Source organism: Halomonas sp. NO4, from assembly GCF_010994375.1.
Lineage (GTDB): Bacteria > Pseudomonadota > Gammaproteobacteria > Pseudomonadales > Halomonadaceae > Halomonas.
Map to the genome: position 1 here is coordinate 16,700 of NZ_WHMA01000030.1, position 16,867 is coordinate 33,566.

The window sequence follows — 16,867 nt, forward strand, 5'->3', positions numbered from 1 at the left end:
TAACGTACTGACACGACAAGAATTCGCATCCAATCGCACCCCTTTCCTTCGTATATCCGATCCATCAACTGGGCGAGACTATGATCGAAGTCAAGAAAGGCCTGGATCTCCCCATCACCGGGGCGCCCGAGCCGCGCATCGAGGATGCGCGACCCGTGCGTCACGTGGCCATCCTGGGCACCGACTATGTCGGCATGAAGCCGACCATGGAGGTCCGGGAAGGGGACAAGGTGAAACTGGGCCAGCTCCTGTTCACTGACAAGAAGAACGACGGCGTACGCTTCACGGCGCCTGCCGCCGGTGAGGTGGTAGCCATCAACCGTGGCGAGAAGCGCAAGCTGCTCTCGGTGGTGATCAAGGTCGACGAGAACGAGGAGGCGGAGAGCTTCACGGCGCACGGTCGCGACAAGCTCGACGGCCTGGAGCGCCAGACGGTGGTCGACCAGCTGGTCGAGTCGGGACTGTGGACCGCGCTACGGACTCGCCCCTTCTCGCGCAGCCCGGCCATCGACAGCGAGCCGAGGGATATCTTCGTCACCGCGATCGACACTCATCCGCTCGCCGCCGATCCTGCGCTGATCATCAACGAGCAGCCCGAGGCCTTCGAGGACGGCCTGAAGGTGCTCTCGCGCCTGACCGAGGGCAAGGTGTACCTGTGCACCGCTCCGGAGGCCACCCTCCCGGGGGGCGATGTCAAGGGCGTGCAGACGGAGAGCTTCGCGGGCCCGCACCCCGCCGGGCTGGTCGGGACGCACATCCACTTCCTCTCGCCGGTTTCCCTGCAGCGCAAGGTGTGGCACATCGGCTATCAGGACGTGATCGCGTTCGGCAAGCTGTTCGCCGAGGGCAAGCTCGATGTCAACCGTGTGGTTGCCGTGGGCGGGCCGCGAGCCGAGACACCGCGCCTGCTGCGTACCCGGGTGGGGGCGAGCACCGAGGAACTGCTGGCCGGCGAGGTCATCGAACCCGAGGAAACGCGGGTGATCTCCGGCTCGGTGTTCTCCGGCTTCACCTGCGAGGGCTCCCTGCGCTACCTGGGCCGCTTCCACAATCAGGTGAGCCTGCTTGAAGAGGGCAACAAGCGGGTCTTCCTGGGCTGGCTGTCGCCGGGCAGCAACCGCCATTCCGTGATGGGAATCTACCTCTCGAAGTTCAAGGGCCTGCGCAACTACGCGCCGACCACCTCGACCAACGGCTCCGAACGCGCCATGGTGCCGGTGGGTGTCTACGAGGAAGTCATGCCGCTGGACATCCTGCCCACCCAACTGCTGCGCACGCTGATCGTCGGCGACATCGAGGTCGGCATGCAGCTCGGGTGCCTGGAACTGGATGAAGAGGACCTCGCTCTGTGCACCTACGTGTGCCCCGGCAAGTACGAATACGGTCCCATCCTGCGTGACAACCTCACCCTTATCGAGAAAGAGGCCTGATGATGGGTATCCGACAGACACTCGACAATCTCGAGCCGCACTTTCACAAGGGTGGCAAGTACGAGAAGTTCTACCCGCTCTACGAGGCGGTGGACACCATCTTCTACTCACCCCCCGACGTGGCCAAGACCACGGCACATGTGCGCGACGGGATTGACCTCAAGCGCATCATGATCACGGTGTGGTTGTGCACCTTCCCAGCGATGTTCTTCGGGATGTGGAACGCCGGTTGGCAGGCCAACATGGCCATCGCCGATGGCTTCGCCTCCATGGACGGCTGGCGTGAGGCGATCACCATGCTGCTCGCCGGTGGCCACGACGCCGACAGCGTCTGGGCCAACTTCGTGCTGGGCGCCACCTACTTCCTGCCCATCTACCTGGTGACCTTCGTGGTCGGCGGCTTCTGGGAGGTGCTGTTCGCCGTCAAGCGTGGTCACGAGGTCAACGAGGGCTTCTTCGTCACCTCCGTGCTCTACGCGCTGATCCTGCCCGCCACCATCCCGCTATGGCAGGTGGCGCTGGGTATCACCTTCGGCGTGGTGATCGGCAAGGAGATCTTCGGCGGTACCGGCAAGAACTTCCTCAATCCGGCGCTCACCGGCCGTGCCTTCCTCTATTTCGCCTATCCGGCACAGATCTCCGGTGACGCAGTATGGGTGGCGGCCGACGGCTTCACCGGTGCCACGGCGCTTTCCGTGGCCTACCAGGATGGCATGGCGGCACTGTCCAGCCAGTGGAACTGGTGGGACGCCTTCCTCGGCTTCATGCCGGGCTCGGTCGGCGAGACCTCGACGCTGGCCATCTTCATCGGTGCCGCGGTGCTGCTGTGGACCAAGATCGCCTCGTGGCGGATCATGCTCGGCTGCCTGATCGGTCTGGTGGCGATGAGCGCGCTGCTCAACCTGGCCGGTTCGGAGACCAACCCGATGTTCGCCATGCCTTGGTACTGGCACCTGGTGGTGGGCGGTTTCGCCTTCGGCATGGTGTTCATGGCCACCGACCCGGTGTCGGCATCCATGACCAATCCGGGACGTCTGATCTTCGGTATTCTCATCGGCGTGATGACCGTGCTGATCCGCGTGGTCAACCCGGCGTTCCCCGAGGGGATCATGCTGGCGATCCTGTTCGCCAACCTGTTCGCCCCGCTCATTGATCACTTCTTTGTTCAGGCCAACATCAAGCGCCGCATGCAGCGCACCGGTGTGCCGGCCGAGGAGACCGCCTGATGGCTCAGAGCAACAACTCCATCAAGAAGATTCTGACGGTGGCGTTCGCACTGTGCATTGTGTGTTCGGTCATCGTCTCTACCGCCGCGGTGGCACTGCGACCCTTGCAGCAGATCAACCAGGAGCTCGACCGCAAGTCCAACATCCTCAGCGTGGCCAACCTCTATGAGGAGGGCATGGACGTCGAGGAGCGCTACCAGGAAGCCATCACACCGCGTGTAGTGGATCTGCGAACCGGTGAGTACAGCGAGCAACACGATCCGGCTACCTACAATGCCTTCGAGGCGGCGAGCGATCCGGCCAGCGGTCGGACTCTGTCGGGGGACCAGGATATCGCTGGCTTGTCGCGTCAGGAGCACTTCTCCACCGTCTACCTGGTCGGGAATCCGGACGATCCCGAGCAGATCATCCTGCCGATTCGCGGCCAGGGCCTGTGGGGGCTGATGCGCGGCTACATCTCGCTGGAGGGCGACGGCAATACCTTCGTCGGCATCACCTACTACGAGCACAGCGAAACACCGGGCCTTGGCGCCGAGGTCAACAACCCGCGCTGGCAGGCCCAGTGGGATGGCAAGCAGGTGTTCGCCGATGCGGAGAGCCTGGATCCGGCCATCAGCCTGGTGAAGGGCGGTGCCAGTGGCGAAACTGAGGTTGACGCCCTGTCCGGTGCTACCCTGACCAGCCGCGGTGTGACCAACATGCTGCAGTTCTGGCTGAGCCCTGAAGGCTTCGGCGAGTACCTGGCCCGCTTCCGCAGTGAAGTGAGCGCGGAAGAGGTTCAGGACACCACCGTCGAACTCGAATCTGAAGGAGCCTGATCATGTCCGCTGTGACTCCCAAGGGCGTCCTGACCACGCCCATCTTCAAGAACAACCCCATCGCCCTGCAGATCCTGGGGATCTGCTCTGCGCTGGCGGTGACCACCAGCATGAGCGTCTCGCTTGTCATGACGCTGGCGGTGATCTTCGTGACGGCTTTTTCGAGCATGTTCGTGTCGTTGATCCGTCACCATATCCCGTCGTCGATCCGCATCATCGTGCAGATGACCATCATTGCCTCGCTGGTCATCGTGGTCGACCAGATTCTCAAGGCATTTGCCTACGAGATGTCCAAGCAGCTCTCGGTGTTCGTCGGCCTGATCATCACCAACTGCATTGTGATGGGGCGCGCCGAAGGCTTCGCCATGACCAATACACCGGGCCTTTCATTCCTGGACGGCGTCGGCAACGGCCTGGGCTACGGCTTCATCCTGATGACCGTGGGCTTCGTTCGCGAACTGCTCGGTTCCGGCAGCGTGTTCGGCTTCACCGTGCTCCAGCCGGTACAGGATGGTGGCTGGTACGTGCCCAACGGTCTGCTGCTGTTGCCGCCCTCGGCGTTCTTCATCATCGGCCTGATCATCTGGGCGCTGCGCGAGATGCAACCGGAGCAGGTCGAGGAGAACGAGTTCAAGATGAAGGAAAACACCCAGCCGAAGGAGGCCGTGTAACATGGAACACTATCTGAGCCTGTTCGTTGCCACGGTCTTCGTCGAGAACATGGCCCTGGCGTTCTTCCTGGGTATGTGCACCTTCATGGCCGTGTCCAAGAAGGTTTCCTCGGCCATCGGCCTGGGCATCGCGGTCATCACCGTGCTGACCATCACGGTGCCGGTCAACAACCTGATCCTGCACTACCTGCTGGCGGAAGGGGCCCTGACCTGGACCGGTATCAGCGGAACCGAGAACGTCGACCTGACGTTCCTCGGCTACCTGAGCTATATCGGCGTGATCGCCGCCATCGTGCAGATTCTCGAGATGTTCCTCGACAAGTACGTGCCCGCGCTGTACAACGCGCTGGGCGTGTTCCTGCCGTTGATCACCGTGAACTGCGCGATTCTCGGCGGCGTGCTCTTCATGGCCGAGCGCAACTACAACTTCGGTGAGTCGATCGTGTATGGCTTCGGTGCCGGCTTCGGCTGGGCACTGGCCATCACCGCGCTGGCCGGGATCCGCGAGAAGCTCAAGTACAGCGACGTGCCCGCTGGCCTGCAGGGCCTGGGCATCACCTTCATCACCGTGGGTCTGATGTCGCTGGGCTTCATGTCCTTCTCCGGCATCCAGCTCTGAGACAGGGTGCGTTTCCGGCGGCACACGGTGCCGTCGGGAAACCGGTTACTCACAGCAAATAGGAAACCGACATGGTTGGTACAGCTATCATCTTGCTCGGTGTGGTCATGTTCACCGTGGTCGTGGTCAGTCTGGTCATGGTCATCCTGGCGGCCCGCAGTCGGCTCGTCAGCAGCGGCGACGTAACCATCGAGATCAACGGCGATCCCGAGCACACCCTCCAGACCCAGGCCGGCGGCAAGCTGCTCAATACCCTGGCGGCCAACGGCATCTTCCTGTCGTCCGCTTGCGGCGGTGGCGGCTCCTGCGCGCAGTGCAAGTGCCGGGTGGAAGAGGGCGGCGGGGCCATTTTGCCCACCGAGGAGTCCCACTTCACCCTGCGCGAGAAGAAGGACGGCTGGCGTCTCTCCTGCCAGGTCCCGGTCAAGCAGGACATGAAGATCGAGGTCCCGGAGGAGGTCTTCGGCGTCAAGAAGTGGGAGTGCGAGGTCATCGAGAACCCCAACGTCGCCACCTTCATCAAGGAGCTCAACCTCAAGCTCCCCGAGGGCGAGGAAGTCGACTTCCGCGCCGGTGGCTACGTGCAGCTGGTGGCACCGCCCTACGACATCTCTTTCTCCGATTTCGACATCGAGGAGGAGTACCGTGGCGACTGGGAGAAGTTCGACCTCTTCAAGATTCGCCACAAGAACAACGAGGAAGTCATCCGTGCCTACTCCATGGCGAACTATCCGGAAGAGAGGGGCATCCTCAAGTTCAACATCCGTATCGCCACGCCGCCTCCCGGCACCAGCCACCCGCCGGGCCTGATGTCCACCTACGTCTTCGCCCTGAAGCCCGGTGACAAGGTGACGGTGATGGGGCCCTTCGGCGAGTTCTTTGCCAAGGATACCGATGCCGAGATGATCTTCATCGGCGGCGGTGCCGGCATGGCGCCGATGCGCAGCCACATCTTCGACCAGCTCAAGCGCATCAAGACCGATCGCAAGATCAGTTTCTGGTACGGGGCGCGCTCCTGGCGCGAGACCTTCTACAACGAGGAGTACGACCAGCTGGCTGAGGAGTTCCCGAACTTCGAGTGGCACCTGGCGCTCTCCGATCCGCTGCCGGAGGACAACTGGACTGGCCCCACGGGCTTCATACATAACGTGCTCTACGAGAACTACCTCAAGGACCATCCGGCCCCCGAGGACTGCGAGTACTACATGTGTGGGCCGCCCATGATGAACGCTTCTGTCATCAAGCTGCTGATCGATCTGGGTGTCGAACCCGAGAACATCCTGCTGGACGACTTCGGCGGATGATCCCGCTCGCCGTCAGGCGACACCCGGGGCTGGCCCATCGCGGGCCGGCCCTATTCATGTTCCTCGCGGTGGTGATGCCCATAGCGCTGCTCAGTGCCTGTCGTCACCCCTCGCAGGAACACCAGTTCCAGGGCGCCGCCCTGGACACGGGCTACCACCTCACCCTGTATGCCGACCTCGATGCGGCGGCACGCGATGCGCTGCGGGCCGACATACAAGGTGAACTGGAACGTCTGGAGCAACACTATGCCTGGCTGCGCTGGCTTGCCGTGCTACCGGGCTGGACGGCGAACCCCGCCGACGCGCGTGGCCTGGCACCCCTGATGCACGCCCGGGCGGTGGACCGTCTGGCCGAACGGCTGCAAGCACAGGGGGTCGAGCATGCCATGATCGAGGTTGGCGGCCAGGTGCGCACGTTCGATCATCCGCGGCGCCAAGGGTGGCGACTGGCACTGGACCATGCAGCTCTTCCCGAAGACGCTTCCCCCAGCCGCCTGCGGCTACGCCATGCGGCGCTGGTGACCCGGCTGGGAGCGAATGACCTGGGCCGGCAGGGTGAAGCGCGATTGCTGGCCGTGAATGCCGTGGCCCCCACCGCCACCCAGGCGTGGCTGATCGCCGAGGGGCTGGCCTTTGGCGCGTCATCCGGCTCGCTGGACCGTGGCTTGCCTGCGGAGCATGCCGTGCGCGTCGTTGTCTCAACCCCAACAGGTATCGAATCCCATCATACGCCGTCCCTCGAGTCATGGCTCGAGCGCTAGACGGCAGGAGACACAGCTATGACAACTTTCCTCGTGGTACTCGGCTTCATGCTGCTGATCATGGCCGCCATGGCCATCGGAGTCATCATGGGGCGCAAGCCCATCGCCGGTTCGTGCGGCGGACTCAACAAGCTCGGGCTCAAGGAGGGCTGCGAGATCTGCGGTGGCAAGGACGAGGTGTGCGAGGAGGAGAATCGCAAGGTCAGTGCGCGCCGTCGCAGCGACGAGAGTCGCGGCATGGATCTCGGCTACGACGCCACCAAGCGCTGAGCCGCGCTGGCGTAGCCATCGGACCTTTCATTCAAGGGAACAGGGAGACGTAACCTCCATGGCAGTCTACAACTACGACGTGGTAGTGATCGGTACCGGCCCGGCGGGGGAGAGTGCCGCCATCAACGCCGCCAAGCACGGCAAGCGGGTCGCCGTCGTGGAAAAGCAGCCGCTGGTGGGGGGGAACTGTACGCACTGGGGAACCATCCCGTCCAAGGCGCTGCGCCACCAGGTCAAGCAGATCATGGCCTTCAACACCAACCGCATGTTTCGCGATATCGGTGAGCCGCGCTGGTTCTCCTTTCCCAAGGTGATGGAGCGCTCCCGCGTCACCATCGATCAACAGGTGGCGATGCGCACCAACTTCTACGCCCGTAACCGCATCGATCTGTTCAGCGGCGTGGCGCGCTTCAAGGATGAGCACACCCTGCTGGTGCGCGATCGTCAGGATGCCACCGACGAACTCGTCGCCCAGAAGGTCATCATCGCAACCGGCTCGCGCCCCTATCGTCCTGCCGACATCGACTTCCGCCATCCGCGGATCTATTGCTCCGACACCATCCTGAGCCTCAACCACACGCCGCGCACCCTGATCATCTTCGGTGCCGGCGTGATCGGCTGCGAGTACGCCTCGATCTTCTCCGGCCTGGGCGTCAAGGTCGACCTGATCAACAACCGCGGCAGCCTGCTCTCCTTCCTCGACGACGAGATCAGCGACGCGCTCTCCTACCACCTCCGCAAGCATGGCGTTCTGATTCGTCACAACGAGGAGTACGAGCGTGTCGAGGGTGACGACTCGGGCGTTACCGTCTATCTCAAGTCGGGCAAGAAGCTGCGCGCCGATGCCTTCCTGTGGGCCAACGGCCGCACCGGCAACACCGACCAGCTGGGCCTGGAGAACATCGGCCTGGAAGCCAACGGCCGTGGCCAACTCGCCGTCGACGAGCACTACCGCACCGCGATCCCACACATCTACGCTGCCGGTGATGTGATCGGCTGGCCGAGCCTGGCCAGCGCCGCCTATGACCAAGGCCTCAACGCCTGCGACGAGCTGCTCGACCGCGACTACCGCTACGTCTCCGAAGTGCCCACCGGCATCTACACCATCCCCGAGATCAGCTCCTTCGGGCGCAACGAGCGCGAGCTCACCGAGGCCAAGGTGCCCTACGAGGTTGCCCAGGCGTTTTTCAAGGACACCGCCCGCGCCCAGATCACCGGCGACACCGTGGGCATGCTCAAGATACTCTTCCATCAGGACACCTTAGAAATCCTCGGCATCCACTGCTTCGGCGACCAAGCCTCCGAGATCGTTCACATCGGCCAGGCGGTCATGCAGCAGCAGGGCGAAGCCAACACCCTCAAGTACTTCGTCAACACGACCTTCAACTACCCGACCATGGCCGAGGCGTATCGTGTGGCCGCCCAGAACGGACTGAATCGGGTGTTCTGACTCCTTCCTTAGTATCAGTTCTCTCATGCTACGCCGGTCAAAATGACCGGCGTTTTTGTTGGCACGCCTAAGCTGACTTGCTTCACGTTCGTCTCCCATCGATCACAACAACACCTGTCTGCGTGAACCACAGGTTCCCCCTCAGGGCGCGGAGGTTTTGCCGTGCCTACGGTTTACGGAAAATACGCCGCGTCTGAGTTCGTTGCTGAAAAAAGCATGAGGAAAATGAGATACGCAGAAACCGACCACATATGTAATCTTGTGTATCTACAGGTGTCTGCAATGTTGCTTCCCGTGCCGGAAGTCAGTGGTGCGCAGACGTGTTCATCACACACCCCAGAAGCATCGGCCTTGGAGAACGCCCTGACCACTCCCGGGCGGTAGCGTGTCCAGCCACCTTTGACAGAAAAAACAACTAACTCATGCGTTAGACATGAGATAAGGATTAAGCAATGACCCGTCTACGCAGGCGAGCGGGGATACTTCCCCTCCTATTGGTCGGAAGTCTAACTGGGTGCGCTATGGCACCCGGTGGTCATATTGACTATGACGCCGATCCCCCGTCTATTGATCACCTGGTCGATATTGAGCCCATTACCCCTGACCTGGTTGCCGACTTTCGTCGCCAGGTCAACGGTGATGTAGCGAGCTTGATGCCCCCACAGTTGCGGTCCGAGATCGAAGACTATGAATATCTCGTGGGCCCAGGTGATATCCTCAGCATTATTGTCTACGACCATCCTGAGTTGACGATTCCCACCGGCGGAGAACGCAGCGCCGAAGAGGCCGGCAATGTCGTCCAGCGTGATGGTTCCATCTATTACCCCTACATCGGGCGTATCCGGGTCGAGGGACGCAATGTCGACGAAATTCGACGCATCCTGGCCAACCGCCTCGCCCACTTCATTACCGATCCCCAAGTCGAAGTCCGCATTGCCGGCTATCGTTCGAAGAAGGTGTATGTCAGCGGAGCCGTGGGCTCGCCAGGCACCCTGCCGGTCACTAACCAGCCCCTGACCATTCTGGATGCCATTAGCGCGGTCGGCGGTGCCAGCGATACCGCTAACTGGCACCAGGTGGTGCTCAACCGCGGTGGCCGCAAGGAAGAGGTTTCGCTCTATGCGTTGCTGCGCCAAGGCGACCATACCCAGAATCGCCTGTTACGCGATGGCGATGTGTTGCATGTCCCCACACTGGAAAGCCAGAACGTGGCGGTCATGGGCCAAGTGCGTTCGCCGGGCAACCTGACGCTGGGCAACGAGCGCATCACGCTTACCGACGCTCTGGCCCGGGCCGGCGGGGTGGTGGAGACCGCGGCCAAGCCCTCAGGCATCTTCGTAATCCGCACCCAGCCCCCGGAAAGAGACAAGATCGCTACCGTTTATCAGCTGGATATCAGTAATGCCACGGCATTGACTATGGGTACCCACTTCCCCTTACAGCCTCAAGACGTGGTTTATGTCACCGCCGCGCCAATTTCTCGCTGGAATACCGTGATCAGTCTCCTGCTGCCCTCGGCTGTGCTGCCTAGCACCGTGGTGGATGTTACGTCTGATATTGGTGAGCTCTAGACAAGGCCTATTGACCATGACCCAGATGCCCTCACTACCCCATCCGCCTTCGCGTAACAACGATCTCGATCTGCGACGTTTCTTCGGCAACCTGTTGCAGTACAAGTGGTCGATCGTCGCCATCACCCTGGTATTCATGGCCGGGGGTTGGGTATATGGGCAACTCTCGACGCCGATCTATCAGGGAGATGCACTGGTTCAGGTCGAGCGGCGCGGTACGATCAATCCGCTAACGGACGCGATGGGAGCCGAGGCAGACGACAGCGCCATGGCCGAGGTTAGAATCTTGCGCTCACGCTTGGTGCTGGGCCAGGTAGTCGATCAGACCGATGTCGATACGATGGTAAGGCCCCGGCGTCTGCCGCTGGTCGGCGAATATGTGCAGCGCAACGGTATCGCCCGGCCCGACCTCGACGAGCTGCCGATCCTGGGTTCGCTACTCGAGCGGTTGCCCTTCGATCCCGTGAGTTATGTGGATTTCGATGAAGCGGTGTGGGGGGGCGAGAGCATCCACGTTGGCGAGCTGGCGGTGGATGAACCCTATCGCAATACCGCCTTTACGTTGCGCGTTGCCGGTTCGGATCGGTATCAACTGCTGCTCGGCGAGGAAATTCTCGGCGAAGGCCTGGTGGGGGTCGATGAGCGTTTCCTCGAGGGGGCGGTATTGCTGCGAGTCGCCGAGATCGATGCCCCGGAGCGCAGCGAGTTCGAACTGATCAAACTGTCACGAATGGCGGCCATCGGCTCCCTGGCCTCGCGGTTGGACGTGATTTCCGACGGCGGCCGGGGGAGTGGCGGTACTGGCATCATCACCTTGCTTCTCCGTGGTGAGGATCGCGCCGAGATCCATGACTCCCTGAATGCCATCACTCGCACCTTCCTGATGCAGAACGTGGAGCGGCAGTCGGAGGAGGCCGACAAGCGGCTTCGCTTCCTGGAGGAGCAGGCGCCTGAGGTTCGAGAGAGCCTGAGTGCCGCTGAGAACCGCTTGAACGCGTACCGGGTTGAGGCGGGCAGTGTCGACCTCGATTCGGAGTCGGCCAGCCTGGTGATGCGGGTTGTCGAGCTGGAAGAGCAATTGAGCGAAATGGAGGTCACCGAGGAGGAGATGGCGCAGCGCTATACTCGCCATCACCCCGCCTACCAGTCATTGATGCGGCAGCGGTCACGACTGATCGAGGAACGTGATCGACTGAATGAGCGTATCGACGAGATGCCGGGCTCCCAGCAGGAGATCATCCGCCTGACTCGGGACGTGGAAGTGGCCCAGAGCATTTATGTGAGCATGCTTAATCGTGCTCAGGAACTGGAGGTCTCCCGGGCGGGTATCGTCGGCAATATTCGCATCATTGACGACGCTCATGTCAGCGGCTGGCCAATCTCCCCCAACCGCAAACTGATTACTCTGCTCTACAGCTTCTTGGGTGTCCTGCTGGGGCTGACCTATGCGGTCGTTCGCGGCCTGATGAACCGCGGAATAGAGACGCCGCAGCAAATGGAGGAAATGGGGCTGCCTGTCTACGCCACCATCCCGAAGTCGGAAAGTCAGGAAAAACTGGTTCGTAAGGTTCGGAATAGACGCGAGAAGTACCGCAAGAGCGTGATCTGCGGGGCCTTGGCAACGACTCAACCTACCGATGGTGCCATCGAAGCGTTGCGTGGCCTAAGGACGAGTCTGCACTTCGCCATGCTGGAGGCCAAGAACAACTGCATCATGATCACCGGTCCGAGCGTGGAATTGGGCAAGAGTTTCACCTGTATCAACCTAGCTGCGACCTGTGCCCAAGCAGGCCAAAGGGTTCTGATCATCGACGCCGACATGCGCAAAGGCCATATCCATGATGCATTTCAAGGGGGAGCGGACAGTGGGCTATCAGAACTGCTATCCGGGCGTATCGAGTGGCAGGAAGCAATACGGCAGACCGATATCGAAGGGTTGCACTATATCCCGCGCGGCAACAAGCCCCCCAATCCTTCGGAGCTGCTAATGCAGAAGCGCTTCTCGATGTTCATCGAAGGATTCAGCCCGGAATACGACCTGGTGATCATCGATACCCCACCCGTGCTGGCGGTTACCGATGCCACCATCGTCGGCAAGGTGGCCGGCACCAGCCTGATGATTGCACGCTTCCAGGTGACATCCGCCAAGGAAATCGAAGCGGCCCTGCGTCGTCTGGAAACGGCAGGGGTAACGGTCAGAGGCAGCATCCTGAACGGTATAGAGAGTCGCCTAGCGAAGCACTACGGCTACGAATATTACAGCTATAGCTACAACTGAATCACTAAAAATCACTAAAAATAAGCAAACAGGGTTAAGCATTCTCGGATCGATGAGAAGGGCAGGGAATTAGCGTGAATACACTTTCCAATGTCATGGAGCATCAGCGCCGGCGTTCACGTTTCTCTGAGCGCTTGATACTGAGCCGGCGTGTGCAATTCGCAACCGGCTTGTGCCTGGTGGTGCTCATACCGGCCATCTGGCTGTGGGGCTGGGGCTTCTGGTCGAACAGCGAACCCAGCCAGGGATACACCATGGGGATGGCGAGCATCGCCTATGCGGCATCCATCATTTCGGCCTTTCAGCTGGCACGCTTCCCGGGCATGAAGCTGGCCATGCTGGCGATCCCCGGCCTGGCACTGTGCTTCGGGGCGAGCATCGCTGCCGTCACCCTGTTGGAGCTGTCGGTCGATCGCCATTATCTGTATATCGCCCTGGTCGTGGCCCTGCTATGGACATTGACGCATTACCTGTTGATCGCGCGTCATCACACCCTGAGGCTGGCGGTGGTGCCCTATGGCCGGGTGGAGGCGTTGTGCGCCAATACGGGTGCTGAGTGGTGTCCTCTGTCCTCACCTAGTTTGGCGGGAGGTCGGGTCGATGGTGTCGTGATGGATGCTCGGGAGCCACTGCCGGATGAGTGGAAGCGTTTCCTGGCCGACTGCACGATCAATGGCATTCCCGTCTACCAGGCGGAGACGGCCCAAGAGATGGTGACCGGTCGCGTCTCCCTTGACCACCTCGTCGACAACCAGTACGGCAGCCTGCGGCCCAGGGACGATTACGATGTGATCAAGCGCTGTCTGGATTTTATCGGAGCGGCGATATTGATCCCCGCCACCCTGCCGATCATGTTGCTGGTCGGCGTGGCGATCCGCCTCGACAGCCCCGGCCCGGTGCTGTTCAAGCAGCAGCGCATGGGGTATCACTGTCGTCCCTTCACAGTCTATAAATTCCGCAGCATGTTCATCGATCAGGCGGGCCTGGACTTCACCTCGGAGGGCCATGATCCGCGTATTAGCCGGGTGGGCCATGTCATCCGCAAGTATCGGTTTGATGAGCTGCCTCAGCTGTTCAATGTGCTCAAGGGAGACATGAGCCTGATCGGCCCTCGGCCGGAGTCGATGAACCTCACCGACTGGTACGAGAAGGATGTGCCTTTCTTCTTCTATCGCCATATGGTCAAGCCGGGCATCACCGGCTGGGCCCAGGTCGAGCAGGGCTATGCCGCAGAGGTCGATGGCATGGTGCGCAAGATCGAGTACGACTTTTACTACATCAAGCATATTTCACTGTGGCTGGACCTGCTTATCGTGATTAAGACGATCAGGATCCTGGTGACCGGGTTCGGTTCAAGGTAATTGGTTAAAGCTATATTCCTTTGATTATCAGTGAGAACAACTTTCCTGGTGGCCCAATGCTGAAAAGCTTGCTGTCTCTATACAGACTGCTGACGCGTGAGCAGCAACAAAAACTGTTGAAGCTACAGGGCCTCGTTGTGCTGATGGCGTGCCTTGAAATTCTCGGAGTCATGTCGATCGGGCCCTTCATGGCGATTGTGGGTGATATGAGTCGTCTCGAAGGCGATGGCCTGATCGCTACCATTTACAGCGCGAGTGGGTTGTCAACACACGAGGCCTTTCTCTTCTGGGCAGGGGTGGCGGTTCTGGTATGTCTTTGTCTGGCGGCCTTGGTGTCGATCTATACGATATGGCGCCTGAGCATGTTTGGGGCCTATATCGGTGCAGCATTATCCAGTCGGCTCTATCAGTACTACCTGCATAAGGATTGGTTGTATCATTCCTCGGGAAGCAGTAATCTCTTGACTAACAAGATTACTCATGAATGTCGGAGGGTCACCAACGGAATTGTTAATCCGCTCTTGCAGTTGAATGCCAGAGCGGTAATGGCGTTGTTCATGGTGACGGCGATATTTTTCTATAATCCATGGGTGGCAACCATCGGTATTACAATTTTCACCCTTTCCTATTTTGTTCTTTATCGTACGGTTCGCCAGCGCCTGAAAAAAAATGGAAAAACAATTTCCGAATCTGAAGCAATGCGCTACAAGCTGATGGCCGAAGGCTTCGGTGGTATCAAGGATGTACTATTACTGGGTCGTCAACTAATATTCGTCGAACGGTTCAATGAACAGAGTCGGCGTTTTGCCTGGGCACAGGGGACCAACCAGGTGATGACGAGGGTGCCTCGCTATCTCATGGAGCTAGTCGCCTTCGGTAGTGTCATATTTTTGGTGCTCTACCTGTTGAAGAGCCATCAGAATAATCTGGGGTCGATATTGCCGGTTCTGTCTGTCTATGCACTCGCGGGTTTCAAACTGTTGCCCGCCTGTCAGGAGATCTACTCCACGATTTCCAATATCCGCAGCAATTTAGCCGCGTTCGAGAGCATACATGATGATCTGGACGCCAGTTACGAGGATCAGCAGCCTAACAGAAAGTTGTCGAATGTCGATAACAATCATCTGCCCCTCCTGGAGTCGGCAACCCTGAAAGATATCGTCTTTCATTACCCCGGTAAAGCGGAACCTGCCTTGAATGGACTGACGATGACAATATCTGCATGCCAGACGATTGGTTTGGTGGGGCCCTCCGGTTCGGGAAAGTCCACGGCCATTGACTTGCTGCTGGGCCTGATGGATCCCGATGAGGGCGAGTTGCTGATCGATGGGAACCCGCTCCAGTTTGATCAGAAACGTCAGTGGCAGAATGCCATTGGGCTGGTGCCACAGTTTATTTTCTTGGCTGATGCCAGCATCCGGGACAACATCGCCTATGGCTTGCCGCCTGATCGTGTCGATGAACAAAAGGTAAAGCATGCCGCCACAATGGCCCATCTGGATGAGCTTCTGGAACAGCTACCCGCAGGGCTTGATACCCGTGTGGGGGAAAGAGGTGTTCAGTTATCCGGTGGTCAGCGTCAGCGAATCGGCATCGCGAGGGCGCTCTATCATGATGCGGATGTTCTCGTGCTGGATGAGGCGACCAGCGCCCTGGATGGCATCACGGAAAAGCTGATCATGGATGCCATTAATGATTTTTCTGGTGACAAGACGATTGTCATCATCGCTCACCGCCTGGCAACCGTGAAGAAGTGTGATTGCATCTATCTTATGGAGCAAGGGCGCATCGTCGATCAGGGAAGCTATGACGAGCTGACGAGCCGTAACCAGATGTTCAAGCGAATGGTCCAACACGCCTGAACGACTTGTTAGCCATTGACACATTTCCACAAAAGTTAAAGGAAAGAGCAATGCTAAAGACAATACTAGTGACAGGTGGGGCGGGGTTTCTCGGCTCACATTTATGCGAGAGACTTCTGAAAGATGGGAATAATATAATCTGTGTTGACAATTTCTCTACTGGAAGTAAGGATAATATTCTACATATGCATGGTGATCCGAGGTTTGAAATAATTCGCCATGATATCAACTTACCTTTGTTTGTGGAAGTTGATCAAATATATAATCTCGCGTGTCCGGCAAGTCCGGTGCACTATCAGCTTGATCCCGTACAGACTATCAAGACGAACGTGCACGGTTCTATCAATCTTCTGGGGTTAGCCAAGCGCACAAAAGCAAGGATTTTGCAAGCATCAACGAGCGAAGTCTATGGCGATCCTGAGGTGCATCCTCAGCCTGAAACCTACTGTGGTATGGTCAACCCCATTGGCACAAGGAGTTGTTATGATGAGGGTAAACGCTGTGCTGAGTCACTATTCTTTGACTACTATCGACAGTACCACTTGGATATAAAGGTGGCACGTATTTTTAATACCTATGGGCCGCGTATGCACCCCGGTGATGGGCGTGTGGTTAGCAATTTCATCATGCAGGCGCTACAGGGAAAAGATATTACGGTATACGGGAACGGCCAGCAGTCGCGTAGCTTTTGTTATGTAGATGACCTTGTCGAAGGGTTGATTAGTTTAATGAATACAGAAGAGGTGGTCGGTCCTGTCAATTTAGGCAATGATAGTGAGTTCTCGATGCAAGAACTGGCGGAGAAGGTGATAGCACTCACAGGAAGCAGTAGTCAGTTAAGCTTTCATCCGCTTCCCATGGATGATCCAAGGCAACGGCGTCCGGATCTTCGTCAGGCTACGGAGAAGCTGGGTTGGAAACCTACGGTGGCACTCGACGAGGGGTTGATCAGGACGATCGCATATTTTAACGGTCTGCTGGAAAGTCATAGGGATATCATAAATGACAATCCAGAAGTAAATGTACAAGAAGTAAAAGTATCCGAATGGATTATGCAAGATTCTTGTGGATGATTCGAATAGTTGTTTTGATATTATATTGTACTAGTAGTGCTAGCTAGTCAAATTTCAATTTATTTTTTAAGTCTGCGCCCACAACCATGTAAATGTATGATTGGTTAATTCTTTCCTGATTACGCATAAGGCTCAGCCAGCTTCAGGAGCCGATACGGCATCGGTGGTGTTCT

General features: G+C 58.8%; 14 protein-coding genes. All 14 read left to right on the forward strand.

The window, feature by feature from the left end:
- Positions 1 to 80: 80 nt before the first annotated feature.
- The 14 genes from FEF15_RS15575 to FEF15_RS15640 all read left to right on the forward strand — a co-directional run bounded on the left by FEF15_RS15575 (position 81) and on the right by FEF15_RS15640 (position 16,694).
- Complete coding sequence (locus FEF15_RS15575) at positions 81 to 1,430, forward strand: Na(+)-translocating NADH-quinone reductase subunit A (RefSeq protein ID WP_163560094.1); 1,350 nt, start codon at positions 81 to 83, stop codon at positions 1,428 to 1,430.
- Entirely contained in the window at positions 1,430 to 2,656 is a 1,227-nt protein-coding gene (locus FEF15_RS15580; protein ID WP_163560095.1) for an NADH:ubiquinone reductase (Na(+)-transporting) subunit B, read from the forward strand. Before FEF15_RS15575 ends, FEF15_RS15580 begins: the two co-directional genes overlap by 1 nt.
- Entirely contained in the window at positions 2,656 to 3,474 is an 819-nt protein-coding gene (locus FEF15_RS15585) for a Na(+)-translocating NADH-quinone reductase subunit C (protein WP_163560096.1), read from the forward strand. The genes FEF15_RS15580 and FEF15_RS15585 overlap by 1 nt, the downstream gene beginning before the upstream one ends.
- A gap of 2 nt (positions 3,475 to 3,476) precedes the next feature.
- The gene (locus FEF15_RS15590; protein ID WP_163560097.1) at positions 3,477 to 4,145 is read left to right on the forward strand and encodes an NADH:ubiquinone reductase (Na(+)-transporting) subunit D; all 669 of its coding nucleotides are present in this window, start codon (positions 3,477 to 3,479) and stop codon (positions 4,143 to 4,145) included.
- Between the two features lies 1 nt (position 4,146).
- Positions 4,147 to 4,764, forward strand: coding sequence for an NADH:ubiquinone reductase (Na(+)-transporting) subunit E (gene nqrE / locus FEF15_RS15595; protein WP_163560098.1), 618 nt, complete (start codon positions 4,147 to 4,149; stop codon positions 4,762 to 4,764).
- A gap of 71 nt (positions 4,765 to 4,835) precedes the next feature.
- Positions 4,836 to 6,068, forward strand: coding sequence for an NADH:ubiquinone reductase (Na(+)-transporting) subunit F (gene nqrF, locus FEF15_RS15600; protein ID WP_163560099.1), 1,233 nt, complete (start codon positions 4,836 to 4,838; stop codon positions 6,066 to 6,068).
- Positions 6,065 to 6,829, forward strand: a complete 765-nt coding sequence (locus tag FEF15_RS15605; RefSeq protein WP_163560100.1) for an FAD:protein FMN transferase — start codon at positions 6,065 to 6,067, stop codon at positions 6,827 to 6,829. Before nqrF ends, FEF15_RS15605 begins: the two co-directional genes overlap by 4 nt.
- An 18-nt stretch (positions 6,830 to 6,847) precedes the next feature.
- Positions 6,848 to 7,099, forward strand: a complete 252-nt coding sequence (gene nqrM / locus FEF15_RS15610; RefSeq protein ID WP_163560101.1) for a (Na+)-NQR maturation NqrM — start codon at positions 6,848 to 6,850, stop codon at positions 7,097 to 7,099.
- A 58-nt stretch (positions 7,100 to 7,157) separates the two neighbouring features.
- A complete protein-coding gene (sthA, locus tag FEF15_RS15615; RefSeq protein WP_163560102.1) occupies positions 7,158 to 8,549 on the forward strand; it encodes a Si-specific NAD(P)(+) transhydrogenase in 1,392 nt (463 codons plus the stop codon).
- 452 nt (positions 8,550 to 9,001) lie between these two features.
- Positions 9,002 to 10,120: a polysaccharide export protein gene (locus FEF15_RS15620; RefSeq protein ID WP_163560103.1), complete on the forward strand. Its 1,119-nt coding sequence runs from the start codon at positions 9,002 to 9,004 to the stop codon at positions 10,118 to 10,120.
- A 16-nt stretch (positions 10,121 to 10,136) separates the two neighbouring features.
- Complete coding sequence (locus tag FEF15_RS15625) at positions 10,137 to 12,398, forward strand: polysaccharide biosynthesis tyrosine autokinase (protein WP_205598558.1); 2,262 nt, start codon at positions 10,137 to 10,139, stop codon at positions 12,396 to 12,398.
- 74 nt (positions 12,399 to 12,472) lie between these two features.
- The gene (locus FEF15_RS15630) at positions 12,473 to 13,759 is read left to right on the forward strand and encodes an exopolysaccharide biosynthesis polyprenyl glycosylphosphotransferase (protein WP_240454195.1); all 1,287 of its coding nucleotides are present in this window, start codon (positions 12,473 to 12,475) and stop codon (positions 13,757 to 13,759) included.
- A 56-nt stretch (positions 13,760 to 13,815) separates the two neighbouring features.
- Positions 13,816 to 15,621: an ABC transporter ATP-binding protein gene (locus FEF15_RS15635; RefSeq protein WP_163560104.1), complete on the forward strand. Its 1,806-nt coding sequence runs from the start codon at positions 13,816 to 13,818 to the stop codon at positions 15,619 to 15,621.
- Between the two features lie 50 nt (positions 15,622 to 15,671).
- Positions 15,672 to 16,694, forward strand: a complete 1,023-nt coding sequence (locus FEF15_RS15640; protein WP_163560105.1) for a UDP-glucuronic acid decarboxylase family protein — start codon at positions 15,672 to 15,674, stop codon at positions 16,692 to 16,694.
- The last annotated feature ends 173 nt before the right edge of the window (positions 16,695 to 16,867 follow it).